This window comes from Acinetobacter sp. TWP2-2-3 (genome assembly GCF_049896445.1).
Classification (GTDB): Bacteria; Pseudomonadota; Gammaproteobacteria; order Pseudomonadales; family Moraxellaceae; genus Acinetobacter.
Genome location: NZ_JAFCUI010000001.1, coordinates 403,784 through 430,736 on the forward strand (window position 1 = coordinate 403,784; position 26,953 = coordinate 430,736).

The window sequence follows — 26,953 nt, forward strand, 5'->3', positions numbered from 1 at the left end:
AGTAGCACTGCTACGCAAGGGGGAGGATTAAAAAAATGATTAAATATAAAAAATGACCTTATCCGACCTACCCGAAATTCAAATCACCCGAAATGTCCGTTCAACACGGTTACGTTTGCGTGTCGATGCAACACAGATTCGCCTTACAGCACCGGTTTTTTGCAGCAAAAAACAGATACAGCATTTTATTGAACAATCTGAAAGCTGGCTGATTAAAACCTGGCAATCCCAGCAGGAAAAAATCGAAAATATTGACCGGACGCTACCGAGTGAGCTGCGGTTATTCAATCTAAAAGCAGCAGTAAAAATTTCTTATCACAGCCAGAAAAACAACTTTATTTTTGATCATGAAGATCTACAGCTTTGGATCAGTGACCGACATCCTGAAGAATATTTAAAAACTTTCGTGATTGCCTACGCAAAAGAACAGCTTCCTTCATATTTAAATCTCGTCTCCCAGCAATGTCATTTGCCTTTTAAAAACTGCAACATTAGACATCCCAAAACCCGATGGGGCAGTTGTTCTGCCAAACATGACATTATGTTGAACAGCGCGCTGGTATTATTTCCTGAACAAGTCGCGCGTTATGTCGCTGTCCATGAACTGGTACATACAAAGCATTTTGATCATAGTCCACGGTTTTGGGCAGAAGTTGCCAAGCATGATCAGCATTTCCAGCAGCATCGTATAACGCTGAAAAATACGCCGTTGCCATATTGGTGGGGTGCCTAAAAGCATAATTAATAAGTCCATATAACTCTATTAAAATAGCCTAAGCAATCTATGCATTTAATCCTCTAAACCGGCCTTATCCTACTGATCAATTAAAAAACCAGCAAACCCCAGTGAAATGGTTTAGAAAACCTCAACTTCCTGTCATACTAGGCCTTATAAAGGAAACATTTATTTGAGGTAATCATCGTGATTTCAGTGGGTATTGTGGGTGGTACGGGTTATACAGGCGTTGAACTTTTACGTCTTTTGCTACGACATTCAGATGTAAATGTAACAGCACTGACATCACGTACTGAAGCAGGTCGTCGTGTAGATGACATGTTCCCAAGCTTGCGCGGGCATACCGATCTTAAATTTTCCGATTTAAGTCTGGATTTATTAAAATCATGCGATGTGGTGTTCTTTGCAACACCGCATGGTGTCGCAATGAAACATGCCGAAGAGCTGGTCGCTGCAAATACCAAAGTGATCGACCTAGCTGCCGATTTCCGTTTACAAGATCTTGCACAGTTTGAAAAATGGTATGGCATGCAACATGCATGTCCAGAACTGTTAAAAGATTCTGTTTACGGTTTATCTGAATTGAATCGTGAAGACATTAAAAAAGCCAATGTGATCGGGAATCCGGGGTGTTATCCAACCACAGTTCAGTTAGGTCTGGCGCCAGTTTTAAAAGCGGCTGAAGTATTGGTGAAACCTGAAAGCATTATTATCGATGCCAAGTCGGGTGTATCAGGTGCAGGTCGTAAAGCTAGTCTGGGCATGATTTATTCTGAAAATGCTGATAACTTTAAGGCCTATGGTGTAGCGGGTCATCGCCATCATCCTGAAATTGTCGAAGCACTGGAAAATATTTCAGGTCAAAAAAATGTGTTTGATCATATTTTATTTGTACCGCATTTGGTGCCAATGATCCGTGGTATGTTGTCGACCATCTATATCGATTTAACTGAAGCAGGCCAAGCAGCAGATTTACAAGCGCTATATGAGCAGTTCTATGCCAATGAAGCATTTGTCGATGTTATGCCGGCGGGTAGCTCACCCGAAACCCGTTCAGTGCGTGGAGCGAATCAGTTGCGTATTGCCTTGTATAAGCCACAACCAACAAAACTGGTGATCCTGGTTGCACAAGACAATTTGGTAAAAGGCGCAGCAGGTCAGGCTGTGCAAAACATGAACCTGATGTTTGGTTTTGCTGAAGATGCTGGCTTAAATAATATTGGTTTATTACCATAAAAAACGTATTAGAACTTCACACACATTTAGATTTGCATTTAAATGTGTGTCTTGATTAAAGCAAACAAGAGATCAAAATGCCGAATAACGAGTCAAATACGACGCTTCCTCAGGAACCCGGTACTAAGAAACCATTCATGAAAGGCAATACGCCCTTAGCCATTGGTGCGGCTGTATTGATCTTAAGCAGTGGCGTACTCGGATATACCGTAGGACATCGTCAGGGTTTGACTGCGGCGGGTTATGATGCGGATGCAGAGCAACTGGTCGATGTGGTACAGACTCAGAAAGCCAGTCTGGAAACACTGAACAAGACGCTGAATACTGCGGTTCAGGAGCGTGATCTGGCTGTCAGTAATGCCAATGATCTGTATCTGGCCATGACCAAGGCACGTGATGAACAGGTGCAGGCCGAAAGTGTGGGAACCATTTATCGCGAGATCTTGCGTCAGCGTGGTGGTCTGGCATTGGCGGTTCAAAACCTGTCGATTAAACCATTACCCGAAAATGCCTTTGAATACCAGATTGATCTGGTTCAGGTCAGTCCAGGCAAAAGCCGTGCCTCAGGTAGTGTGGAATTGCGCCTGATTAAAGGGACTGAAATTCTGGTGGTACCACTGGAAGATAAAAACTTTAATTTTGAAAATTATGAGCGACTCACTGGCCGCTGGACCATGCCGAAAGGCTTTAAACCAGAATTTATTGAAGTGCGTCTCACCGGTGCCAAGCCTGTGATTCGTCGTTTTAGTTGGGAACAGGGCAAAGCAGTCGAAAATCAGTCTGCCACCTTGTCAGAAATTCCGAAAACCGAAGCAAATGCAAATTAAGTGTGAAATATAAATCTTATGCCCAGCAATAAACGTCAAATGTGTTTAAGTGATATTAAAAATTCTTTTAATGAGTCTGGAATCGTTGATTGGCATATCAGCCCACGTTTAGCAAATGAACCCTCTGAAGACGGTGATTCTGACCTAGCTGTACAGACTGCACCGCCAGAACTGAAACGTCCACCGTTGTATGCCGTTGTTTTATTAAATGACGACTATACGCCGATGGAGTTTGTAATTGAAATTTTACAACAATACTTTGCAATGAATCTTGACCAAGCTACACAAGTAATGCTAACTGTACATTATGAAGGAAAGGGTGTAGCTGGGGTCTATCCTCGAGACATTGCGGAGACCAAAGCGAACCAAGTCAATAATTATGCTCGATCACAAGGTCATCCGTTACTTTGCCAAATAGAGCCTAAAGATTAAGGGGGTTACATGCTCAGTCGTCAATTAGAAGTATCACTACGTTTGGCTGTCAGCATGGCTCGTCAAAAGAGACATGAGTTCCTGACCGTAGAACATTTATTGTTAGCCTTGCTTGACAACGATTCCGCCGTGAATGCCCTGAAAGCATGTGGTGCGGACATCATCGTGTTGCGTAAGGAATTAGAAGAGTACGTAGAACAACATACCCCTAAACTTGGTGAAAATAGTGATCAGGCACCACACCCGACAGAAAGCTTCGACCGGATCTTGCAACGCGCGATTTTTCACGTGCAATCAAGCGGTGGCGATCGTACTGTAGAAGGTGCTGATATTCTGGTTGCCATGTATTCTGAGCGTGACTCATTTGCAGTCTATCTGCTTAAACGTCATCAAATTAACCGTCTGACCCTGACTCAGTACCTGTCTCATGGTACCCGTAAAGAAGATGTACAGTCTGAAGAAGAAATCGAAGACCTAGATGGCGAATCAGCATCTTCAGCAAGTTCAGGTCCACTTGAACTTTATACCACTAACCTGAATGTTGAAGCACAAAAAGGCAAGACCGATCCACTGATTGGTCGTGAAAAAGAAATCGAGCGTGCCGCGCAAATCCTTTGCCGCCGTCGTAAAAACAATCCACTCCTTGTCGGTGATCCGGGAGTTGGTAAAACCTCAATTGCTGAAGGTCTTGCTTGGTTAATCGTCAATGGTAAAGCGCCAAAACCACTGGAAAATGCTGAAATTTTCAGTCTGGACATTGGTGCTTTGGTAGCAGGAACCAAATACCGTGGTGATTTTGAAAAACGCTTGAAACAGCTTTTAAATGCGCTGAAAAAGAAACCTGAAGCCGTGTTGTTTATTGATGAAATTCACATGATTATTGGTGCAGGCTCGAGTATGGGCAGTACCATGGATGCATCGAATCTGATCAAACCGGCGTTGGCAAATGGTTCTTTACGTTGCATTGGCTCAACCACTTTCCAGGAATACCGCCAGGTCTTTGAGAAAGATCATGCTTTGTCACGTCGTTTCCAGAAAATTGATGTGAACGAGCCATCTATTTCTGAAACTATTGATATCCTACGTGGTCTGAAATCGAAGTTTGAAGATTTTCATCATGTGGAATATGACGATCAAGCTTTGGTTTCTGCGGTAGAACTTTCTGCAAAATTTATCAACGACCGTTTCTTGCCAGATAAGGCGATTGATGTCATTGATGAGGCCGGTGCTCAGCGCCGTTTAAAAGCGGAGCAAGACGACAGTTTGATTACTGTGGAAAATATTGAAGACATCGTCTCTAAAATTGCGCGTATTCCACCAAAAACTGTTTCTAAAGATGATAAGAGCGTGCTGGAAAATCTTGAGCGCGATCTGAAACGTGTGGTCTTTGGTCAGGATGAAGCGATTGAGGCCTTGGCATCTGCGATTAAACTGTCACGTGCCGGTTTGAAGTCTCCAGATAAGCCTGTAGGTAGTTTTGTCTTTGCGGGTCCTACAGGTGTTGGTAAAACCGAAGTGACCAAGCAGCTCGCGAAACAGATGGGTGTGGAACTGGTTCGTTTTGATATGTCGGAATATATGGAACGCCATGCAGTGTCTCGTTTAATCGGTGCACCTCCGGGCTATGTCGGTTTTGATCAGGGTGGGTTATTGACCGATGCGATTCATAAAAATCCACATTGTGTGCTATTGCTCGATGAGATCGAAAAAGCGCATCCAGATGTGTTTAATCTGTTATTGCAGATTATGGATCATGGTTCATTGACCGATAACAATGGGCGTAAATCTGATTTCCGTAACGTGGTTTTGGTACTAACAACCAATATTGGTGCTGAAAGTATTTCACGTGTCAGCATTGGTTTTATGGAACAAGACAATAGTAACGATAATCAGGAAGCGATGAAGAAAGCCTTCTCGCCAGAATTCCGTAACCGTCTCGACGGCGTGATTCAGTTCAAGGCATTACCAAGCAGCATTATTGAAAATGTCGTGGATAAATTCCTGACTGAACTTCAAGCACAACTGGATGACAAAAAAGTCATGCTGGAAGTGGATCAAAGCGCACGTGAATGGATGTCAGAACATGGCTATGACCGTTTAATGGGCGCACGTCCAATGCAACGTCTGATTCAGGAGCACCTGAAAAAACCGCTTGCTGAGATGATCCTGTTTGGTGAACTGGCTGAAAATGGCGGCAATGTTGCAGTATCGGTTAAAAAAGAAAATGGTAAAGCGGTTGGCTTAAAACTTGAGGTTTTTGAAGATCAGACTGCTGAACCGGCCTAATGAACAAGAAAGATCAAACCCGTGCTTGCACGGGTTTTTTCATGCATTCATATTTTAAAGCATTAAACTCATTCATCTAGTTCAAAAGATAAATTATGGATATTCAAATTACCAAGTTGTTCACGACATTTTTCCTGTTTTTGGTCACAGCACTGATGGAAATTTTAGGCTGTTATTTTCCTTATCTAATTTTAAATCAGGGGAGAAGCCACTGGTTATGGATTCCGACAGCTCTGGCTTTAGCAGTTTTTGTCTGGCTGTTAACCTTGCATCCAGCTGCTTCAGGACGGATCTATGCCGCTTATGGCGGTATCTATATTTTTTCAGCACTGATTTGGTTGCGCTTCGTTGATCAAGTGACTTTATCGCGTTGGGATCTGCTTGGTGGCATGGTGGTGATACTGGGTGCACTGATTATTATTTTGCAGCCGCAAGGTCTGGTGCGTTAGCAGGATATAATAACAAACCTTATCAAAAAAGGTAGCTAGAGCTACCTTTTTTTGTTTTTGGATTTTTTAATTTCAAATCAAACTTGATGTCTTATTTAGTTAGATTATTTTAATTTGCAATCTTTCTGGGAAATATCAGTTTTATAGGTTTGTGTCTGCGAGTTCAGGCTGAGTTCAACCTTGTATGGGTTCTCAATCTGATAGCGATGTTCAAAGAAAATTTCACAATTATTGAGCAGATTATTGCGAATGACTTTCATCACTTCTTTGCGCCCCAGGTCTTTTTCAAACTGGCTAAAATCGGGCGTGATGATCATGCCTTTCAGTGTGGTTTTATTGGCACTTAACTGTAATTGTTCAATAATCGTATTTTGATCAATCTGCAACGGTAAAGTTCTGGAATCTTCTGCACTGAGCACTGCGAGTAATTCATTCAGTTCAGTTTTTTTCTGAATTTTAAATTTGCTGTCAATAATATTTTTTTCTTGAAGATATTGGTCAAATTCAGAAGCATGCACCGGTAAGGCAGCACTGCTAAAACCAGTCAAGAGTGCCAAAGCCCAATATTTTTTTTGCATTGTATAAAATCACTTTTATTCCATTTCAACAATGATTATAAGAGCTGAGACAAAAAAAGCACCAGAGATTGGTGCTTAATTTGTGAAGATTCATCTTAAAAATTAGTCTTTTTTCAGATTTTCATTAATCAGAAATTCAACCAAGGCTTTTTGCGCGTGCAGGCGATTTTCCGCTTCATCCCAAACCACAGCATTTTTATGGTCAAGCAGATTTTCTGAAATCTCTTCGCCACGATGCGCAGGCAAGCAGTGCATAAACAAGCAATCCGGATGTGCAAGATCCATCAGACGTTCATTCACCTGATAATCTGCAAAGGCTTTTTCACGGATCTTTTGCTCTTCTTCCTGGCCCATGCTTGCCCAAACGTCAGTCACGATCAGGTCGGCATTTACCGCTGCATCTTCAGCAGAAGGAACCAGTTCCACGCAATGCGCAAATTCAGACAGGAATTTTTCTTGTGGCTCATAGCCTTTTGGCGCTGCAATTTTCAGATTAAAGCCCCACATATGTGCAGCTTCAATATAAGAGTTACACATATTGTTGCCATCACCGATCCAGGCCACAGTTTTCCCTTCAATTGAGCCACGTTGCTCTACATAGGTCTGCATATCAGCAAGTAACTGGCAAGGGTGGTGGTCATCAGTCAACGCATTAATCACTGGAACTTTTGAATAAGATGCAAAACGCTCCACGATATCATGGCCGAAAGTACGGATCATCACAATATCCAGCATGCTTGAAATCACACGTGCAGAATCTTCAATCGGTTCACCACGACCTAACTGGGTATCGCGTGAAGACAGGAAAATCGCGCTACCACCAAATTGGCTCATGCCAGCTTCAAACGAAACACGCGTACGGGTACTCGATTTCTCAAAAATCATGCCCATCACTTTACCAACAAATGGTTGGAACACTTCATTGTTATGCTGTTTGCGCTTAAGCTCAATTGCGCGTTGCAAAATCTGGTTAAGTTCTAAAGTTGATAAATCGCGTAAGGTGAGAAAGTGACGGAGAGCCATTCGTTACTCCACAATAATTGCCGAAAAACTCGATCAACAATCAGTTGTTGGTTAGTTTAAGAAAAAAATACGGAATCGGCTAATATACTATAAGCAATGAAAAATGCAAAAAAACTAGACTTTTTGATGACCGTCTAAAAAGCGATCCACACAATAACTGATGTATTTGTCGATTTCCTGATCATCTTCCTGTACCGGAATTCCCATCAGAATACGCCATTCCAGATTGCGCAAAATACCAAAATACAGCTGCGCCGAATATTGTGGATTTTCGCAATGCAATAAACCTTGCGCATCTGCCTGTTCTAAAGCCGTGGCAATGGCACTTTGCACATGCACCGGGCCTCGCTCATGAATATGCTGAGCAAGTTCAGGATTACGCTGGCTTTGTTCCAGCACCAGACGCATAAAGGCCGAGTTTTCCGGTTGCATAATCTGGTGATAAAAATTAAGCAACGTGTGTACTAAATAACTACGAAAATCCAGTGCCATCAGTTCGATCGGAATACTGATATCTTCAAAAAACTTGATACGACGATAATCGCAGATGGCTTTAAACAAGCCCTCTTTATTGCCAAAGTACTTATAAATAGAGGCTTTGGAGCCACCGGCATGCTGGACGATATCATCCAGAGACACAGCATCATAACCCCGTTCCAGAAATAGCTCGGTTGCACTGATCAGCAGCGCAATACAACGCTCATGACCACGTTTGGTCTGTGGCAGATCTTTGGCGAGCGGTTCTAGGGCGAGGTCTTGCATAGGAGATAGTACATCAACATGTCAATAGAGATTGAAACGCCATCATAGCAAATATATGCACATATTTCATAATTGCGCCGGATAAGGGCGCTATTTGCTAATTAGGTAAAGCAAAACTTAAAAATTTGACTAAAGTTTTAGAGTATTTGTTCTATCAGGTTATGGAATGAGCAAGCCAAATGAGTATACTCGAATTTCAATAATTATAGCCAAGACTGTGGAAAAGGAAGATGACAGAACAAATGTCTGCAGGTTTAAGATTTAGACAAGCGCTTGAAGTCGAGAAACCATTGCAAATTATGGGCACAGTAAATGCCTATGCTGCCATGATGGCCAAACAGGTCGGTTATAAAGCCATTTATTTATCAGGTGCGGGTGTCGCGAATTATTCTTATGGTTTGCCTGATCTGGGCATGACCAGCCTGGATAATGTTCTTGAAGATGTACGCCGGATCACTGAGCGTGTGGATACACCTTTACTGGTTGATATTGATACCGGTTGGGGCGGTGCATTAAATATTGCCCGCACGATTAAGCAGATGATTACAGCAGGAGCCGCTGCGGTTCATATTGAAGATCAGGTGGCACAGAAGCGTTGTGGTCATCGTCCAAATAAAGAAATCGTATCGCAGCAGGAAATGGTCGATCGTATCAAAGCGGCTGTAGATGCGAAAACCGATTCAAACTTCGTGGTGATGGCGCGTACCGATGCGCTACAAAAAGAAGGCTTGCAAGCCGTGATTGATCGTGCTTCTGCCTGTGTTGAAGCGGGTGCAGATGCGATCTTTGCTGAGGCGATGACCGATATCACCATGTACCGTACAGTGTGTGATGCGGTCGGTGTGCCAGTCTTGGCAAATATTACCGAATTTGGTGATACACCGTATTATACGGTAGGTGAACTGGCTGAGCAGGGCATTGGCATGGTGCTGTATCCATTGTCAGCGACACGTGCAATGCAAAAAGCTGCACTTGAGGTGATGCGTTCGGTGCGCGAACATGGTACTCAGGTAAATGTGCTGGATATCATGCAACAACGAAAAGAACTCTACGAATTTTTAGATTATCACAGCTTTGAAGACACATTAGATAAACTGTTTAAACAGGAGAATTAAAAAAATGGCTGAAGGAAAAGTACTCACTGGCGCAGGATTGCGCGGACAAGTGGCGGGTAAAACCTCACTTTCAACAGTAGGCAAAAGTGGCGCAGGTCTGACCTATCGCGGTTATGACGTGCAGGATCTGGCTGAACATTGCCAGTTTGAAGAAGTCGCTTATCTGATTTTCTTCGGAGAATTGCCGATGGCAGAGCAATTGGCTGCCTACAAAGCCAAACTGAAATCCTTGCGCACTTTACCTCAGGCATTAAAAGAAGTCCTTGAGCGTATTCCTGCCGACTCGCATCCAATGGATGTGATGCGTACTGGCGTTTCCATGCTGGGCAATCTTGAAACTGAGCAGTCTTTTGAGCAGCAACAGGATATCGCAGACCGTATTTTGGCAACTTTGCCGGCAATCATTTGTTACTGGTATCGTTATAGTCATGACGGCGTACGTATTGAAGAAAATACTGAAGATGATTCGATTGGTGCACAGTTCCTGCATCTTCTGCATGGTGAAAAACCAAATGAGCTACATGAACAGGTAATGAATGTTTCCTTGATTCTGTATGCAGAGCATGAATTCAATGCTTCGACTTTTACCGCTCGTGTGTGTGCATCAACGCTGTCAGATATGCATTCCTGTATTACCGGTGCAATCGGTTCCTTGCGTGGCCCTTTACATGGTGGTGCTAACGAAGCTGCGATGGACATGATTGAAAACTGGAAATCACCAGAAGAAGCTGAGCGTGAAATGCTGGGCATGCTGGAACGTAAAGAAAAAATCATGGGCTTCGGTCATGCGATCTATAAGGACAATGATCCGCGTAATGGCATTATCAAAGTCTGGTCTGAGCGTTTGGCCAAAGATGTCGGTGATACGGTACTGTATCCAGTCTCTGTACGCTGTGAAGAAGTCATGTGGCGTGAGAAGAAATTATTCTGTAATGCGGATTTCTTCCATGCATCTGCCTATCATTTCATGGGCATTCCAACTAAGCTGTTTACCCCGATCTTTGTTATGTCACGTGTGACAGGCTGGGCAGCGCATGTGATGGAACAGCGTGCTGACAACCGTATTATCCGTCCAAGCGCAGACTATACCGGACCAGAACTACGTAAAGTAGTGCCAATCGCTGAGCGTTCTACAGCGGCTTAATCCGTAAATGTCCTAGAATAAAAATAAGGTCTCAATTGAGACCTTATTTTTTTAGTGAATTCTGTTATCGGCTTAACAGTGCCGGATCTTCAATGCTATAACCTGTTTCAAAAGGAATACCCAGATACTTTACTATTACCAGGGTCTTATTCTGTCGCGGAACTTTATAGGCCTGGCTAATTTTCAAGCCTTGCTGATAACTGACTGCTTGCTGAACCGGACTTTTTTGTGAGCCAGATTTCACTTGATATTGATAGGTCCATTTTGGCACTTTTTCCTGAGGATCATGCCAGGCAGGCGCGCTACCTTTCGTTGTCTTTAACACCTTAAGCTGTGGCTTTGATTTTTGAATTGGATTTAATGGAACTAAACGTTTTTTGATTTTGGCAATGTCCTGATCAAACTTGCGACTGTCTTGATCATAATCGATGCGCTTGGTTTTAGGATTGATATATAAGGAATTGACCTGAACCAGTTGATTTGGTTTTTGGGATTTAAAATTATAATAATACAGTTGAGGCAAGCGTCCACGACCATCAAGATAATGACGCATGATATAAAGCTTCTGTTCTTTGACTTCATAGCCTAGAACTTCAATATTTTGTGGGCCGCCTACAGTAGCGAAAGCCAGACTGGGCAAGCTCAGAGGGAGCAGAAGCAGTGCGGTTTTAATATTCATGGTCATTCCACCCTCAAAAAAATAGATTGGCATTTGATCATGCCAATCTATCTTAAAATACGGTAGAAATAATGAAGCTTATTCAGGCTACATAATAACTTTGAAAGCTTAGCTGTTATTCAATAGATTGATCATGTCATGTGCAACCACAGCTGACAGTTTATTAAGGCGTTCAAGTGGCGAGCCTTTGAGATAATACTGGAACTGATGGATTTGCGTGCCATCATTAATGGCCACAAAAAAAGTCCCTTCCGGTTTCTCTGGTGTCGCGCTACCACCTGGTTTAAGCAATCCTGTACAGGCAATAATCCAGTCAGCATCACGGAACATTTTTTTACCTGCTTCCGCCAGAACAACCGTTACCGGCATAGATTCCGCAGTATGACTATTGATCAGATTCTTGGAAATGCCCAATACTGAAGTCTTGACACTTACATCGTAGCAGATCAAACCACCAATCAGAATTTCGGCACCTTCTCCTTTACAAATGGAGAACTGGCTACTGAGATATCCAGAACTTGCGCTTTCGATAAAGGCAATTTTTATGTTTTTCTCTTCGAGTAAGCCGCAACAGGTTTTTATCATAGTCTCTATATTTTCTTTGTGGGAGTGATTTTAGATCAATCTAGACAGATTTTTTTCTGTCGATCAACTCCAAGTATATTTATATTTTTATGAAAGTTAAAATTTTTTTCATAGATCAGTGTAATTTCATGTTGACCTGATCGCAAAATCTGAGTGGTTAAAGTTTGGGCTATTTTCAAAAATAGAGGTTTCTTCTCAGGCGGAACAGTGGTAAAAATAAAAATAAAGTGCTTAGTGAAAGTAGGGTGTTGGAATGAAAACCACAGTAAAATATGTAGTCTTAAAAAGTCTTGACTATCAATTGGGTACACCATTATTTCAGGAAGAAATTGACGCTGATGGTCAATATTTTGATCAGATACCAAGCACGATTTCTTATCAGAATTTGCAGTTCAAAGTGAAAAGCAAAGAGCTTAAACGTTTGTATCTGGCCGAAGAGCAGGAAGATACTCAAACGATTATCGTCAAAGTAGTCAATATCTAATAAAAACTGAATAGAATAAGCCTCTTTTAAAGAGGCTTATTCATTATAAATAGATTAATAAATATAATTACAAACAATGATTTGACCTAAGTTAATACCAGATTAATAGCTAAAAATATTTAACTTAAAGTCAAGATAAATTCGAAACAGCTTAAGTGTTATTGGTGAGGTCATGTTAAGTGTCGTATTTCCTTACACTTAAGAATATTCAAAAAAATTGGATTTTTAATATTTTATTTAATCTTTTAAAAATATAGAAGATTTAGATTGATTTTTATATATTAATAGATATCAATAACATAGGTATTAATTGATTCTATTTGATAACGATTTTTAAATTTTATTAAAAATTTCATATATATGAAATAGGACTTAAGTTATTCCTTTTATTGGATAATAAATTTTTGACCTATATAATCTTTCATTATGTTTCTGTTGCATTATATCAGGTAATTTATGTTGCGCATTAATCTCCACTTCAAGTACTTATCTTACTATTTTTTACATTGAATTAATCTGTAACAGGTTAAAGGTTGGCGAAATCTAAAAAATGCGTAGAGTGGATATTAAGTCGAAACCTATCGGCTTTTAATTTAAAGCAAATAGTAAGGAATACCACCATGGCTAATAATCAACAGCAAGACCAACAGAAACAGCAACAACAACAGCAACAGCAAAATCAACAGCGCAATCAAGATCAGCAGCGTCAACAAAATAACCAGCAAAACCCAAATCAGCAACAAAATAACCAGCAACAACAACAGCCACAAGATGGTCAACACAATCAGCAACAGCGCGACCAGCAGCAACAAAACCAGCAAGGCCAACAGCAACAACAGCCACAGCAAAACAGTAACCAACAGCAACAACGTTCACGTAATCAACAAGATCAGTGAAAACCACAGCGTTAATTCTTTTTAAGATATACGCTCTTCATAAAAAAACCGCCTGAATCAGGCGGTTTTTTATAAATTTCATTTCACAATTAGACTGAACATAGATCAACACTGAATATTGGCTTTCAGCTTGTAGAAATTCAAGGCATTGTCTAGGTCGGTGAGCAACTCTTTTTCTGTATATTCCTTGGGTGCAAGTTTTAGCAAGGCAGGCATATAGTTATTTTTATATTCTTTAGGATATTGTTCACACAGGATGCGTGTTCTTTCTTCCAGACTAATTGTTGAAGAGTCGAGTTTGTCCAAATAAGCACTGAGTTGATTATCTGACTGTTCAAACTGCGCTTTAATATTTGCAGCAGCCTCGGCTGAATTCTCTGCTTGCTGTTTTTGGCAGCCGCTTATTGCCAGACTCATCAATAAAGTAATTAGGATGCGATTTTTCATGCTGCCAAAATATTGTTATTGCTCATATGAAAAATTATAGAGAGAAATGACTAAAAAGAAAGCAATGATCTATAAACTTTATGAGACATTGAACATTCATAACATCCGATATTGACTGAAATAAGGAATTTTCTTCTAAAAATCTAAATTAACCCATTCTCACTTATAGGTTTAGCAATTCTTCTTGGGTTTTGGTTATTTAGTAATCTTATTTTCTCATTAAAAATATTTTTGGATAAATTACAGTCATTTAATTAACAAAAGTAATGGTTTTTTCATATTTTGAAACATTGCATCTATATATCCTACACAGATTGGCTGCATGGCTAGTGATATCTTGGCGTCATTCTAAGAACTTAATGAAAATAATTAAAAATCAGCACATTATAAGGCCTGTTTAATTTAGGAGAGTTAAACAGGCTTTTTCTTTTCCGTCTTAAATCTGGTTTTTTCTTTGCTGATTGTATTTTTTGGTCATTCTCTTTCACATAAGTTTTCATACACAACATAAAGCCTGAAAATTTCCTCAGGAGAGATACATGAATAGATGTTATTTATATATCTCTTTTCACGAAAAGACAGGACAAAGCTATGATGAGATGTATATGCGCATTTGGCATGGGCGTAATGGTTGGTTGTTGTTTTAAATCTTGCAAAGAGAAAATGTGTCAGATGATGAGCAGCAAGCATTGTAAAAGTGATCATTGTAAAAAAGATCAGACGACTCAAGCTGAAGAGCCTGTACAAACTTAGCCCAAAAGCTTCAATTTTACTGAAAGGCTAAACAGAGCTGAGTACTGAAGTTGTTCTAGATCGCTGATCCAATCATTTTATATTGAATCATTCTATATTTAAAGCAATAAAGCTTGATCCTAGATTGAGCTTTTTACACTTAGGAGAAAAACATGATGCAATTTATATTTTGTTTATTTGGTCTTCATGGTGCGACTGAAATTAACTACACGTGTGACCATGATGAGGTCAAACAGTGTCGTGATTGCTTGAAAAATATTGAATAATGTGCCAAATCATCAGACATCTTAATGAAGATCAATCCCCGTTCAATCATCAGTTGGCGGGGTTTTTCTTTACTGATGAAATTTTTGGATCTAAACATAATTTCTCACAAGGAATACTTTATAAAAGAATCATTTCAATAGGATTACGTTTTGATAAATTCTTAGCTGCTTAGAACTGGAATACAATAAAATTTATGCGTGTGATCACCCATGCTCGAATTCTTGAAGCAATTCAAAAGAGGCCACAGGCTGAAACTGCATTAGCTGGTGGGGATTGACTGATTAAGGCCAAGCATCCTAAAGGTTTTACTGAAATGAAAAGACTTTTTCCGGCAGTGGATAAGCTTAGAAAATTTCATGTATTCGATATCGGCTCGCACGCGAATTCATATTCTTTGCTGTATCGTCTACGATCAGGCTGAACAGCTTATTTGCTCAGATGAACAACAAGAATTGTGAAATGTCAAAGAGCACTTGAAGGAAAGTTTGTCTCTTTATAAAACTGAATGTGCAACATAAATAACATTGATGTTTAGCAGCAGATATCATATTTATTTATTAATAGATATATGAAGGAGATGCATATGACAAATAAGCCAGAGCAAGAATCAAATCCGCATAAAGAATCAAATGACGACAAGGGTAATCAGGCATCTTATAAGCATGTCAAACCAGAGAAAAAACCCAATGCAGAACCGGAAAATCCATTGAGAGAGCAAAAATAGCTTTTTCACATGGACGAAGCCCTAACTTGGTTTAGGGCTTTTTAATTTCCCAATAAGCGTTGATCTCTAGGCTTTGCAATAAATTCATCTTTTATTTCAAAGAAAAATTCATGGGCTTGTTCATGATCGCAGTGCAACCAGTCATGTCGTGATTTTTCCGGAATCACAATGATCGAGCGTTTTTCGTCATTCGGATCATGAAACTGTTTCATAAAGGGATGTTGATCTGAATTTATGGTTAGCATCGAAAATGATCTGATTTTCTCACCATCAATGTGTGCGTCATCATAAATCGCCGCCACGGTAAAAGGATTGCCATCTTCACGTGAAATACCAAACCAGTGCGGTTTGCCGTCTATATATTTAGGCTCATAGAAGGTATCGACCGGTACTAAAGCAAACTGGTTGTTTTTCCAGGCATGTCGAAAACTCGGTTTGGATGCCACTGTTTCAGTCCGTGCATTATAAGTATGCCGGCCATATTTTAGTTCTTTCGCCCAGGTTGGAATCAGTCCGAAACGTGCGATATCCAGCTCATACTCGTCAGCACCACGCATAATGATTGGTGCGGGTGCTAAAGGATAAATATGCGTTTTCATGCCCAGTTCGAGTTGCTCTTCATGAATATCTAATAAGGAAAGACGTTTTTTTGAGGGGAATTCATAGTTCGAGCACATAAATAACCTCTTTCATTCTAATTATTGTCTGCTAAAGAACTAAGGTATAAAAATGATGGGCTCAAAACAATTCGAAAGCGTAAGTGTAGTTTTAACACAAAGTAAGAATACGGATTAACATTAGTTTATCTTCTTTATAGAATAGTATTCCTTTAAAGGACTATTCTATAAATATGAAGATTAAAATATTTGCGTTTTTAATGATTAAATGCAAAAGCTCACCAAGTTATTTTGTAGGGCAGGTGCTCAAAGCTTTTCCTTGTCCAACTGAATTGATAAAGTTTCCAATCAGAAATTCACTCTGTCTTAAGGAATCACGATGATCTCCATTTTTGACGAGATGGAAGACGATAGATTTTTGCTTTGTACATACCTGCTGGTAGTAAGCATAAGTACCACGATAATCGACCAGTTGATCTTTCTCGCCTTGTACCAGCAGAACCGGCACAGTCGGTGTCATATTCTCAATAGACTGTTCTTTTAAATAATTTGTCAAAGGTGCCAGATTTACATTTGATTTAAAGACAGTCTTAGGTGCTTGTTTTAAGTCCGATTGTAATTCTGACAAACAGCGACTGCGTGCATGATTAAGAATTTCTCCCATTTCTGGGCTCACTAAATTTGCTGGAGCAAGCAGCGGATCTGCAGCCTCTGCTCCTAAAAGCACAATTGGAAAAAATGCGGCGACATTAGTCGTGATTTGCGAATTGCTGGCAACATATTCAGCGATTCCTTCATATTGATAACCGCCTGGTGCCAGTGCAATTGCCCCACGAAGATTAAATTCAGGCGCATCTTTTTGACCGGATGCTGCAACTTTAATAGATGCTGCACCTCCTTGACTATGACCCATAACATACCAATTTTTACTAAAGCTATAAGGCTTTAAATGGTGGATCGCTCGTACAGCATCAACGACAGTATGCAACTAACTTCGCGCATTCATATAAGGATGACCGCCCGGAGTGCCTAAACCTTGATAATCAGGTGCAACGACTGCATAGCCGCGAGCGAGCCAGGCATTCAATGCTTTAGCAGCGATTTGCTGATAGACATGGACTGGCCCGCCCACATAATCCCCAGAGGGTGCACATGTATCAGCAACGCCAGTTGTACCATGCGCCCAAGCCAGAACAGGCCAGCCATCTTTAGGGAATTTGCCTTTAGGTAACAAGATATAGCCTGAAGTGACAATGGGTTCGGATTTTGTGCCACGACTGCGATAATTAATTAAGAAACGTTGTGAGGCATTCGTAAACAGATCAGTATTTTGTTCTTGTATAGATAATATTGTACCCGGTATTTTTTCCGAAATATGAGATGCTTGGATTTTGCTGTTATCGGGAAGTGGAGGAGAGGCTATTGCATATGTTGAACCTGAACATAAACAGCTCATGATTAATTTAATAATAGGAGATTTAATTTTCATCGCTGAAACCATTTTCCTTTTTATAATGTCATTTTTAATGTAGCAGCTTTATTTATGTTTCTAAATTAACTCTGCACAAAGTTTGTAAACTAAAGCTTTTAAGTTAAGGCGAATATGCAATACAACAGGTTATTTTAGGTTAGCTGATAACTTTAATATAAGCACTTATATTTTAATGTGGTTCTGATCTGTGAGTAGAATTCATATCATGTCTAAGCTGACTAATACGATCATAAATCACCTTTCGCATTCGGTTTATTACTCCCAGAGGTTTGTGCTCTGGTAGTGTATGCCATGGTGTAAAAGAGAGGTTTTCACAAAACTTGTTTTGTTCAGGCGTATCAAAAACTTGTTGGGGAATACGGATAGTGGCTACCTTGTAAAAAGGTGCTTGGCTTTCTTGCCATTCAGTCATGGAATCTTCGACCGACATGCTGTTTGATGTTCTAGGCTGTACCAGAAACTCCATACATGCTTCACTTTTTTGCAAATGTTGGCGCAGGTTTTCTCTTAGAAAATTATGATGGGGAGCATGTGGAAGAGGATCTATCACTGTCGAACATGCTTGAGCTGAATACTTTACAGCTTGACGATCAGTGCCTATTCCTAATTGATAGGGCACCATAGACCAATATCTAGTTTGCAAAGAATTAGAAATTTTATTTCTTGTATTTAAGGCAATCCAGGTTCCTTTAGCTCCTAATGCAAAAGGAATATGCAGTTTATTAAAAAATCTATCGCTATTTATATCTTGCATAAATGACATATATCGAACTGGATCATTCACAAAAAAGACAGGATGATTGATCATAATGAAATCTTGAGTAGAGGTTTCATCATCTAAAAGCTTTTCTCCCGGTACTCCTAAAAGTTTTATCGCCATGCCACGGGCATCTTTTTTAATATCTGCTTGTTGGGCATCTTTAGAACCATTAGAGAAACGAATCCAGGCTTGATATGTTTTTCCAGGAAGAAAAACACCTTGAGCCAAGTTTTTAGGAAGAGCTTCATCTACTTTGAATTCTGCGCGTACACAACCGTGTGCTTTGGGATGGGCATCACGTAGCGCGATACCTGTGGAATATTCTTTCCGAATCGATATCTCAATTATATCTGCGATTTTTTCAGTTATATTTGCTTCATCAGGATAAAGACTTTCACTTAAATGCTGATCTATATTGGGATGAATATTATCTTTTGAAGAGTTAGATGCTATAGGGGAAGCGTTAGCATATGCAGCACTACAAATACTTATTGCCATTAAAGAGAAAACTAGACCCGAGCATATAGGTCTTATAAAGTTAGGCATTGATTTTCTCCTTGCTATAAAGCTAGAGTTAGTTTTAATTTTTTAGCCTATGAACTGAAAATTCTTTGGACATACTTTAGCCATAAAACAATGATAATGTCTGTGTAATTATTGATCTTCAGATTTTAAGTCCATCCAATTCCTTCCTAAAACTGTTTCCACTCTTTGTCGTGTGCTCAATATAGAAGACGATTTATGTTCTTACTTTAATTTAACTCAACACAGAGTTTTTTACTTTAGCAAAATTTATCCATAAACTTATGAAAATTTATTTTTAGACTAATGCGAGATGCTCGTAGCAAAATCAAGAGTCGTCGAATACAGTGCTATAGAAATTTATTGAGTTTAAAATTTTGAAAATATTAGGATATATAAATCAATGCCAGTTCTAGCAATCCAGCATAGACTCAGTGGATTTTACTTTTTTTACTATGCGATTGTTGGGGCATTCATGCCTTTTTGGAGTCTGTATCTTGAAGATCAAGGCTTCAATTATCAGGAAATCGGGATTTTATCTTCTATTGCGATTGTTACCCGATTCTTTGCGCCGTTGATCTGGGGTTGGATTGCAGATAAATCCGGTAAACGCATGTTGCTGGTGCGTATTGCCACCTGGATGGAAGCCTGTATCTGGTTCATGATTTTTATTATTCCCAATAGCTTTCAATCTGTAGCTTTACTGATGCTGATTTTCAGTTTTTTTCAGAATGCTATTCTGGCACAGTTTGAAGGTGTAACTTTGTTCTGGCTCGGAGAAAAAAGAGCAGAACTGTATGGCAAAGTACGAAAATGGGGATCAGTCGGCTTTATTATCGGTGTATTCGGCTTGGGCGCCGTCTTTGAAATTATTAGCATCAGTATGTTACCCGTCTTGTTGCTGAGTATTTCATTTCTGGCCTTTCTTTGGTCATTTACCATTAAAGAGCCCACGACAGCGCCTACCGCCCAGAAACAGCTCGAACCCTTATGGCCGATATTCAAACGCCCAGTCGTCTATAGCTTTTTCCTGATTGAATTGATTCTGCTATTTTCACACGCGCCATTCTATAGTTTTTATAGCAATTATCTCAGTCAGTCGGGATTTAGCACCAGCCAGATAGGGCTGTTTTGGTCAGTCGGGGTCATTGCGGAAATAATCATGTTTGCCTATGCGACGTTCTTTCTGACACGCTGGTCGTGGCGTCATCTGGTCACGCTATGCTTGTTAATGACCGGATTAAGATGGTTCATCGTCGGGATATTTCCTGCTTCATTCATAGCACAGTTTTTTGCCCAAACGATTCATGCTTTAAGTTTTGGTTTATTTCATATGATTGCGATGCGAGTGATTTTCCAGAATTTTTCTGCAGGGCAGCAAGGACGTGGACAAGCGCTATATAGCACGATGTGGGGGATTGGTGTGGCGAGCGGCAGTATTCTGGCTGGGCATTATTGGGATCAAGTCGGCGGCACATCTATCTTTATCGCTGCTGCAGCATCGACCTTGCTTGGCTTATTACTGATTTTTGGATTGCCAAATAAGGTCGAACTGCAAAAACAGGCTTGAAAATATCATCTCAGTATTAAATACGGATCTTGGAATATTGCCCAAACCACGGTTGTGCCTGTTCCAATTGAGCTGCCAGTTGTAATAGCAGATCCTCACGGGCAAACGGTGCAATAAACTGTGAACCGAGCGGCAGGTTTTGTTCATTCCAGTACAGCGGTACAGACATCGCCGGGAGTCCGGTAATATTGGCCAACTGGGTAAAAGGCACCCACTTCAGGTTTTCTTTCACAATCTGATCGACCAGTTTACCTTGCGCCAGTAAATGCGCTTTATTCAGTTTCAATAAACCTTTAAGAATCGGTTTCTGCCAGTTTGGTGTTTTGACCTCACCATTTTTCGGCGCCACTGTCGCCGTGGCAGGCGTCAGATACAGATCATAGTCATCAAAGAAATGATTCATCTGGGTCACGTACTGGCCCCAGTTATTCAGGTTCTGGATATAATCAATCGCGCTGGTTTTGGCCCCAAAAGCCGCCAGCGCTAAAGAGTCCAGTTCAAAATCATTCGATTTGGACGGATAGCCTTTCTGGATTTCATCCAGCATAAATGAAAACTGGCTAAACCAGGTGGTAATAAAATCCTTGGCCAGTTGCATGCCATCAATGGCTGGACGGTCTTCGACCACTTCATGGCCCAAAGATTCTAGCAATTTGGCTGTTTGTTCAATGGCTTTGATGGCATCCTGCGAAACAGGTGTGCCAATCGTAGAATAAGTGCTAAACGCAATTTTCAGTTTTTTTGGCGGTTGCTGAATCACATCCAGATAATGATGCTGTGGACGCTGAATCTTAAACAGTGAACTATGATCTTCACCATGGGTGGCATCCAGCATTGCAGCACTATCCCGTACCGTTTTGGTCAGTACATGCTGAATCGCGGCGCCATGCATGGCTTCACTCATTTGTGGTCCCCAAGGCGTGCGGCCACGACTCGGTTTCAGGCCAAACAGGCCGCAATAGGAAGCGGGGATACGTATCGAGCCGCCACCATCACCAGCACCCGCAATTGGTACAATTCCGGCAGCCACGGCAGAAGCGGAACCACCGGACGAGCCGCCGCTATTATGCTGTAAATTCCACGGATTTTTACAGCTGCCCCAAGCATCTGGTTCAGTAATACCTTTAATCCCAAATTCAGGAGTATTGGTACGTCCAAAAGTCACAATCCCGGCTTTTTCCCAGCGATTGACAATCTCGGCATTGGTCTCGGCGATATAACCAATCCGTTTTAAGCCCTGACAACCATAAGAAGTTGGATAACCGGCATATTCCTGAAACAGGTCTTTAACCAGAAAAGGCACACCGGCAAAAGGTCCGGACAGATTTTGCTGGCTCCGTTTCAATGCATGCTCATGCATCGGAATAATAATTGCATTTAGCTCGGGATTGGCAATTGAGCTACGCTCTAGTGCAGCAGATAAAAGTTCACTTGAATGTACTTGTTTATTGGCGACCAGATCAGCCAGTCCTAAACCGTCATATTGCAGATATTCTTCAAATTTCATTGCCATTCCCTAGTGTTGCTGCTTCAAGGTTGTAGATCATTTAGGCTCAAGATGCAAGCACCACCTGATTTCGCCCACGATGTTTGGCCTGATACAAGGCTTGATCTGCAATATTGATCAGGTTTTGCAGGTCTTGGGCCTGCGGTTCATTTTGATGAGTGATGCCCACACTCACGGTAATATACAGGGGCGAGCCATCTGATTGATAAATCGGGGTTTTTTCCACCAGATCACGAATCCGTTCTGCAATAAGACGTGCTTCTGATGGTTCGGTATTCCAGAGTAACAGCACAAATTCTTCCCCACCAATTCGTGCAAACAGATCTTCAGCACGTAAATTGCAGCGAATGATTTCCGCAAAATGTTGCAGCACCTTGTCACCGACATGATGGCCAAAATCATCGTTCAGACGTTTGAAATGATCAATATCCAGCATGATGACCGAAAATTCCATTCTGTTGGCATATTGCAGTAAATATTCACCTTTCTGAAAGAAAAAATGACGGTTCATGGTGCGGGTCAGACTGTCATGATTGGCCAGATAGAGAACCCGTTTAAACAGCTCATTGCGGTTTTGACTAATAATACAAAGAATAAGCGGCGATAAGGCCAGCATAAACAGCCCGATCCGGAGCGAAATATAAATCGTAGAATCTGCCAAGGTGTCATGCGTTGTGGCATAAAACCGCGTCAGGCTGTAATAGGTTAAAATAGTCACAAACGCATTAATCAGTGTCATGCTAAACAGGCGATAGGTCAACGCAGCCCAAATCAGTGCAGCCAGAGGGTAGAGCATTGCGCCGGGGCCTGCAAAAATATTGGTAATGATGACACAGGCCACGACTGAAGATGCAGGTAAAAAATAGCTGAAGTAATTACGTTTTTGACGACGGTTTTTAAATAGATACTGCATGTCTTTTATTCTTGGGAATGCCAAGATTAAAGGGAGAAACACAATATAATTCACCATTTCACCGGTCCACCACAGACCAAAATCAATCCATAAATTCTCTTTGGTCATGAATGAATTGGGTAGATTTGGCAAGGTGAGAACTGCAAAAGCCGCACTGGCCAGACAGCCTGCAAAAGCGAAGATGCCAAATAAATGAACGAATGTATAACCAGTATTATAGTATTTGTAATTAATCTTGAAATATCGAATAAAAAATATCGAGACAATAGTGCTGATCAGATTAGACAAGGTAAGAAACAGGCTTTGTAATAGGCTGTTCCCGGTGATCAGATCTGCAAACATAAAAGCGCTGAATGCACCAAGCCAACCTCCCATATTATTTAAATGTGGAAAGCGTAAGAACAGGGCTAACAAGGCAGCATTGGCCGGCCACAATAAGGCCAGATACTCAATTGGTCTGGTTGCGATCCCAATAAAACAACAGACTAAAACAGCGAAAACAATGACAAAATAAGCATAGGTTTCATGATTTAATTGTTGTTCTGTTATTCGAGCTAATTGCAAATTTAAAATCCTATTCAAATTTTTAAGTGTGAATGATCACTTTGTTCAGCAACTAAGTTTGACCCAAAATATAATTTTATTGTTTGATTAATCTGTTATTAATGCGAACTATTAAGATTCTTATATACGAAATATATACAAAAAAGTCAGAAAGGAAATCCATGTTTTTAAACAATGTGATAAATAATTTCTGACTCTGTATTGAAATTGCGTTAGAGCGGGACACGATCCCAAAAAATATGATAATTTAGAATCAATTGTTAACAAGATGCCGGTAAATATGAAAAAAATATGTCTTAGCCTTATCTTACTCATGAGCTCACCTTGGCTAATGGCGACAGAAAATAAAAAACCAGCGAATGCTCCTGCTAAAGCTGCTGAAATCCCAAATACATTTACTGTGAAAACCCGTCCGGAAATTGTCGGATTGTGGGGAATGGAAATCCCGAATAATAAAAAATGTATCGAATATTATAATTTTAAAGGCAATAATAATGTGGTGATTAAAAGTGGCGATGAGTGGACGTCGGGGCTATATGACTATCAGCCGGCACAGGATCCTTCGCAGCAGATTCCAGCGCTGATTCTGCAAGTAAAATATGACAATAATGAAAAAGACTGTTCAGGCAATCAGGTGGATCAGTCTGGTGAAATTTCGCAATATTTTGTGAAATGGCAAAACCCTTATACCATTAACTTCTGCGCCAATGAAAAAGCCGAACAATGTTTTGCTGTGCTCAGACGCGTATTGCCTTAAATTGCAAACAATAAAAAAACCGCTGAATGACAGCGGTTTTTTTTATGAGCTTTGATTTAAGCTTTGTCTTCAGCACCTTCAAGCTGCTTTAACAAATGCTTCTCTAGGTAATGAATATCCATTGCCTGTTTGCAGAAGTTTTTATCCTGAAGGATTAAATCTTTATGCAAAGGAATATTGGTTTTAACGCCAGTCAAAATCATTTCTTCCAAAGCATTTCTCATTCGAGAAATAGACGTCTCACGATCCTTACCATGCGAAATCAGTTTGGCAATCATCGAGTCATAATACGGCGGAATGCTATAGCCTGGGTAGATGTGCGAGTCTAAGCGGATACCTGCGCCGCCTGGTGCATAGAAGCTCTCAATCTTGCCGGGTGAAGGCAAGAAGGTTGATGGATCTTCTGCGTTAATACGGCATTCAATCGCATGTCCTAAAACCTTGACATCTTCTTGCTGAATATCCAGACCTAAGCCGCCAGCAATACGCAATTGCTGTTCGATAATATCGATACCCGTGACCATTTCAGTTACCGGATGCTCAACCTGAACACGCGTATTCATTTCAATGAAGAAGAACTCATCATCTTCAAACAGGAATTCGAATGTACCTGCACCACGATATTGCATCAATTTACAGGCATTGACACAGGCTTCTAGAATATCAGCACGTGCTTGCTCTGGTAAGTTCGGTGCTGGTGCTTCTTCCAGTACTTTTTGATGGCGACGCTGTAGTGAACAGTCACGATCATACAGATGAATCGCATGACCATTACCATCAGCAAGTACTTGCACTTCGACGTGACGTGGCTTTTGCAGGAAACGTTCCATATAGACCGTATCATCACCGAACCACATTTCTGCATCACGCTGTGCAGCCTGAACAGATTCCAGCAGGGTATCGACATTTTCTACGATACGCATACCACGACCACCACCGCCAGAAGCAGCTTTTACAATCAGTGGAAAACCGATCTCTTTGGCTTCAGCCATGGCATTGTGAATCGTTACGGCATGGTCGCAGCCCGGTACTGTTGGTACACCAGCTTTTTTCATGGCAATAATGGCAGAAACCTTGTTTCCCATTAAACGAATATGTTCCGGACGCGGACCAATAAAGATAAAACCAGAATTTTCTACGATTTCTGCAAATTCTGCATTTTCAGCGAGGAATCCATAACCAGGATGGATTGCATCTGCGCCGGTAATTTCAGCAGCTGTAATAATCGCAGGAATATTCAAGTAGCTGTCACTGCTCGCACCAGGGCCGATACATACTGCTTCATCACAGAAACGTAAGTGCATCAGGTCCTTGTCTGCGTCAGAATAGACACCTACAGTTTTGATCCCTAAAGTTCTGCAAGCACGGGTGATGCGTAACGCAATTTCACCACGGTTTGCAATTAAAACTTTTTGCAACATTATAAATCCCCGGGGTGATTAAGCGCGGTAGCGGAAAAGTGGTTGACCGAATTGAATCACTTCACCATTTTTCACCAGAATTTCTTCAATCACACCGCTTTGAGTAGCTTCAATCGGGTTCATGATTTTCATTGCCTCGATAATACCCAGCGTATCGCCTGCAGAAACGGTCTGGCCAACTTTAACAAATGTCGGTTCACCTGGGCTTGGTGCTGCATAGAACACGCCGACCATTGGTGAAGTTTCAACTGCGCCACGAGGAGATTTTGCTGCTGGCGCTTCGGCTGCTGGTGCAGGCATAGCAGGAACAGCTGCTGCAACCACTGGATTACGACGAGTTAATGCAATCGACTGATCGCCTTCTTTAACTTCGATCGCCTGTAAGTCAGATTCAATCATCAAGTCGATGAGTTTCTTGATTTTACGGATATCCATGAGACAGTATTCCTAATTAAGATTGTGTAGAAGGTTGTATTTTTTCAATGATATAGTCGAGGGCAGCAGCATAGCCTTTTGCACCTAGACCACAAATCACGCCGATGGCTTTATCGGACAAGTACGAATGATGTCGGAATGCCTCACGTGCATGCACATTAGACAGATGGACTTCAATGAAAGGAATGGCAACGCCAAGAAGGGCATCGCGAACCGCAACAGAGGTATGAGTCAATGCTGCCGGATTAATAATGATATATTGAACGCCGTCTTGCTGAGCTTGATGAATTCGGTCAACAATGGCACCTTCCCAGTTGCTTTGGAACGTTTCGAGTTGTAATGTGGCCTTTTGAGCCTGAGTAATCAGTTGCTGGTTAATATCGTCAAGACTAAGGTGACCATAAACTTCCGGTTCGCGCTTCCCAAGCAAGTTTAAATTCGGTCCATGAATAACCAAAATGGTCGAACTCATCCAGCATGCTCCAATTAAAAAGTATCGGGGTTTGTTTGCAAGATGTCTGCAAACTCTGCTTATTATTGCATGATTTTCTACATTACTATTTATAATTTCTTTGAATTAACGTAGAAAGCATATAGCAAACAGTGGCGCTATAATGAAAACTTTGCAGAGATTTGGCAATGTTAAAAAATTACAATTCGCTGGGTATTCAGATTATTTTCATTGTAAACCCAATTGGCAAAAACAGTTAATATCCTTTATGTAACTGTATCTTCATGTTAACGCTAAATTCTTCCTTTTAGTGATATTTTTAGTTTTGAGCAAGAGTTGTCTGGCTGATTTTACCGCAATGTTCGACTTCTAGAGCATAGAAAACTCTTTACATTCTGACTTTAGAGTTGTGCTGATTATCCTCTTTATATATAAGCTATCGACCGCTTCTTAAAACGTGATGAAAATTTAAAAATATAAGATAAGACAATATGTTAATGATATTTTCTCTTATTGTCCTT

Annotated in this window: 26 protein-coding genes and 1 pseudogene; 13 read left to right on the forward strand and 14 right to left on the reverse strand. The window is 40.8% G+C overall.

The window, feature by feature from the left end:
• Positions 1-52: 52 nt before the first annotated feature.
• The 6 genes from ACP7AK_RS02050 (at position 53) to ACP7AK_RS02075 (ending at position 5,966) form a co-directional block, all read left to right on the forward strand.
• Positions 53-733 (forward strand): M48 family metallopeptidase, encoded by a 681-nt coding sequence (locus ACP7AK_RS02050; RefSeq protein WP_253145382.1) that lies wholly within the window; start codon positions 53-55, stop codon positions 731-733.
• A 183-nt stretch (positions 734-916) separates the two neighbouring features.
• Positions 917-1,972, forward strand: a complete 1,056-nt coding sequence (gene argC, locus ACP7AK_RS02055) for an N-acetyl-gamma-glutamyl-phosphate reductase (RefSeq protein ID WP_425878587.1) — start codon at positions 917-919, stop codon at positions 1,970-1,972.
• Between the two features lie 77 nt (positions 1,973-2,049).
• The gene (locus tag ACP7AK_RS02060) at positions 2,050-2,799 is read left to right on the forward strand and encodes a DUF6776 family protein (RefSeq protein ID WP_004279781.1); all 750 of its coding nucleotides are present in this window, start codon (positions 2,050-2,052) and stop codon (positions 2,797-2,799) included.
• An 18-nt stretch (positions 2,800-2,817) separates the two neighbouring features.
• On the forward strand, positions 2,818-3,231 hold the full coding sequence (gene clpS / locus ACP7AK_RS02065) for an ATP-dependent Clp protease adapter ClpS (RefSeq protein ID WP_004279780.1): 414 nt from the start codon (positions 2,818-2,820) through the stop codon (positions 3,229-3,231).
• A 9-nt stretch (positions 3,232-3,240) separates the two neighbouring features.
• Positions 3,241-5,517, forward strand: a complete 2,277-nt coding sequence (clpA, locus tag ACP7AK_RS02070; RefSeq protein WP_005100836.1) for an ATP-dependent Clp protease ATP-binding subunit ClpA — start codon at positions 3,241-3,243, stop codon at positions 5,515-5,517.
• A gap of 95 nt (positions 5,518-5,612) precedes the next feature.
• The gene (locus ACP7AK_RS02075) at positions 5,613-5,966 is read left to right on the forward strand and encodes a YnfA family protein (RefSeq protein ID WP_425878299.1); all 354 of its coding nucleotides are present in this window, start codon (positions 5,613-5,615) and stop codon (positions 5,964-5,966) included.
• Between the two features lie 104 nt (positions 5,967-6,070).
• Here the strand turns inward: ACP7AK_RS02075 and ACP7AK_RS02080 are convergent, their stop codons facing one another.
• The 3 genes from ACP7AK_RS02080 to ACP7AK_RS02090 form a co-directional block, all read right to left on the reverse strand.
• Positions 6,071-6,544: a hypothetical protein gene (locus ACP7AK_RS02080; RefSeq protein WP_425878301.1), complete on the reverse strand. Its 474-nt coding sequence runs from the start codon at positions 6,542-6,544 to the stop codon at positions 6,071-6,073.
• 102 nt (positions 6,545-6,646) lie between these two features.
• On the reverse strand, positions 6,647-7,567 hold the full coding sequence (argF, locus tag ACP7AK_RS02085) for an ornithine carbamoyltransferase (RefSeq protein ID WP_004280178.1): 921 nt from the start codon (positions 7,565-7,567) through the stop codon (positions 6,647-6,649).
• 114 nt (positions 7,568-7,681) lie between these two features.
• Positions 7,682-8,329 carry a TetR/AcrR family transcriptional regulator gene (locus ACP7AK_RS02090; RefSeq protein WP_004646788.1) on the reverse strand — a complete coding sequence of 216 codons (648 nt, stop codon included), beginning with the start codon at positions 8,327-8,329 and terminating at the stop codon, positions 7,682-7,684.
• 230 nt (positions 8,330-8,559) lie between these two features.
• Here ACP7AK_RS02090 and prpB point away from each other — a divergent pair, with 230 nt between their 5' ends.
• Positions 8,560-9,444 carry a methylisocitrate lyase gene (gene prpB, locus ACP7AK_RS02095; RefSeq protein WP_425878304.1) on the forward strand — a complete coding sequence of 295 codons (885 nt, stop codon included), beginning with the start codon at positions 8,560-8,562 and terminating at the stop codon, positions 9,442-9,444.
• Positions 9,445-9,448: 4 nt separating this feature from the next.
• The gene (gene prpC / locus ACP7AK_RS02100) at positions 9,449-10,588 is read left to right on the forward strand and encodes a bifunctional 2-methylcitrate synthase/citrate synthase (RefSeq protein ID WP_180038691.1); all 1,140 of its coding nucleotides are present in this window, start codon (positions 9,449-9,451) and stop codon (positions 10,586-10,588) included.
• 64 nt (positions 10,589-10,652) lie between these two features.
• On the opposite strand, the gene ACP7AK_RS02105 is transcribed toward prpC, so the two are convergent.
• A complete protein-coding gene (locus tag ACP7AK_RS02105; protein WP_425878589.1) occupies positions 10,653-11,273 on the reverse strand; it encodes an aminotransferase in 621 nt (206 codons plus the stop codon).
• Positions 11,274-11,375: 102 nt separating this feature from the next.
• Positions 11,376-11,852: a CinA family protein gene (locus ACP7AK_RS02110; protein WP_425878306.1), complete on the reverse strand. Its 477-nt coding sequence runs from the start codon at positions 11,850-11,852 to the stop codon at positions 11,376-11,378.
• Between the two features lie 253 nt (positions 11,853-12,105).
• Here ACP7AK_RS02110 and ACP7AK_RS02115 point away from each other — a divergent pair, with 253 nt between their 5' ends.
• Together ACP7AK_RS02115 and ACP7AK_RS02120 are read left to right on the forward strand one after the other, a co-directional pair.
• Positions 12,106-12,336: a hypothetical protein gene (locus tag ACP7AK_RS02115; RefSeq protein WP_004646792.1), complete on the forward strand. Its 231-nt coding sequence runs from the start codon at positions 12,106-12,108 to the stop codon at positions 12,334-12,336.
• 620 nt (positions 12,337-12,956) lie between these two features.
• Entirely contained in the window at positions 12,957-13,232 is a 276-nt protein-coding gene (locus ACP7AK_RS02120; protein ID WP_425878308.1) for a hypothetical protein, read from the forward strand.
• Positions 13,233-13,337: 105 nt separating this feature from the next.
• Here the strand turns inward: ACP7AK_RS02120 and ACP7AK_RS02125 are convergent, their stop codons facing one another.
• Positions 13,338-13,679: a hypothetical protein gene (locus ACP7AK_RS02125; protein WP_005107130.1), complete on the reverse strand. Its 342-nt coding sequence runs from the start codon at positions 13,677-13,679 to the stop codon at positions 13,338-13,340.
• Positions 13,680-15,282: 1,603 nt separating this feature from the next.
• On the opposite strand from ACP7AK_RS02125, the gene ACP7AK_RS02130 reads away from it, so the two are divergent.
• Positions 15,283-15,423: a hypothetical protein gene (locus tag ACP7AK_RS02130; protein ID WP_005107128.1), complete on the forward strand. Its 141-nt coding sequence runs from the start codon at positions 15,283-15,285 to the stop codon at positions 15,421-15,423.
• A 41-nt stretch (positions 15,424-15,464) separates the two neighbouring features.
• On the opposite strand, the gene ACP7AK_RS02135 is transcribed toward ACP7AK_RS02130, so the two are convergent.
• The 3 genes and pseudogenes from ACP7AK_RS02135 to ACP7AK_RS02145 all read right to left on the reverse strand — a co-directional run bounded on the left by ACP7AK_RS02135 (position 15,465) and on the right by ACP7AK_RS02145 (position 18,838).
• Positions 15,465-16,100, reverse strand: a complete 636-nt coding sequence (locus ACP7AK_RS02135; RefSeq protein ID WP_425878310.1) for an SOS response-associated peptidase — start codon at positions 16,098-16,100, stop codon at positions 15,465-15,467.
• Between the two features lie 226 nt (positions 16,101-16,326).
• Positions 16,327-17,541 (reverse strand): annotated as a pseudogene (locus ACP7AK_RS02140) (alpha/beta hydrolase family protein).
• Between the two features lie 160 nt (positions 17,542-17,701).
• Entirely contained in the window at positions 17,702-18,838 is a 1,137-nt protein-coding gene (locus ACP7AK_RS02145) for a catalase family protein (RefSeq protein WP_425878312.1), read from the reverse strand.
• 379 nt (positions 18,839-19,217) lie between these two features.
• On the opposite strand from ACP7AK_RS02145, the gene ACP7AK_RS02150 reads away from it, so the two are divergent.
• Complete coding sequence (locus ACP7AK_RS02150) at positions 19,218-20,384, forward strand: MFS transporter (RefSeq protein ID WP_425878314.1); 1,167 nt, start codon at positions 19,218-19,220, stop codon at positions 20,382-20,384.
• A 16-nt stretch (positions 20,385-20,400) separates the two neighbouring features.
• Here the strand turns inward: ACP7AK_RS02150 and ACP7AK_RS02155 are convergent, their stop codons facing one another.
• Together ACP7AK_RS02155 and ACP7AK_RS02160 are read right to left on the reverse strand one after the other, a co-directional pair.
• Positions 20,401-21,891: an amidase gene (locus tag ACP7AK_RS02155; protein WP_425878316.1), complete on the reverse strand. Its 1,491-nt coding sequence runs from the start codon at positions 21,889-21,891 to the stop codon at positions 20,401-20,403.
• A 46-nt stretch (positions 21,892-21,937) separates the two neighbouring features.
• Positions 21,938-23,368 (reverse strand): sensor domain-containing diguanylate cyclase, encoded by a 1,431-nt coding sequence (locus tag ACP7AK_RS02160; protein ID WP_253114340.1) that lies wholly within the window; start codon positions 23,366-23,368, stop codon positions 21,938-21,940.
• Between the two features lie 313 nt (positions 23,369-23,681).
• On the opposite strand from ACP7AK_RS02160, the gene ACP7AK_RS02165 reads away from it, so the two are divergent.
• The gene (locus tag ACP7AK_RS02165; RefSeq protein ID WP_005100815.1) at positions 23,682-24,125 is read left to right on the forward strand and encodes a hypothetical protein; all 444 of its coding nucleotides are present in this window, start codon (positions 23,682-23,684) and stop codon (positions 24,123-24,125) included.
• Between the two features lie 56 nt (positions 24,126-24,181).
• Here the strand turns inward: ACP7AK_RS02165 and accC are convergent, their stop codons facing one another.
• From accC to aroQ, 3 genes are read right to left on the reverse strand one after another with little or no spacing between them, the layout of a single operon-like run.
• Entirely contained in the window at positions 24,182-25,546 is a 1,365-nt protein-coding gene (gene accC / locus ACP7AK_RS02170) for an acetyl-CoA carboxylase biotin carboxylase subunit (protein WP_004280198.1), read from the reverse strand.
• 18 nt (positions 25,547-25,564) lie between these two features.
• Positions 25,565-25,981, reverse strand: coding sequence for an acetyl-CoA carboxylase biotin carboxyl carrier protein (gene accB / locus ACP7AK_RS02175; RefSeq protein WP_005107117.1), 417 nt, complete (start codon positions 25,979-25,981; stop codon positions 25,565-25,567).
• A 16-nt stretch (positions 25,982-25,997) separates the two neighbouring features.
• Positions 25,998-26,453: a type II 3-dehydroquinate dehydratase gene (aroQ, locus tag ACP7AK_RS02180; protein ID WP_004280201.1), complete on the reverse strand. Its 456-nt coding sequence runs from the start codon at positions 26,451-26,453 to the stop codon at positions 25,998-26,000.
• Positions 26,454-26,953: the final 500 nt, after the last annotated feature.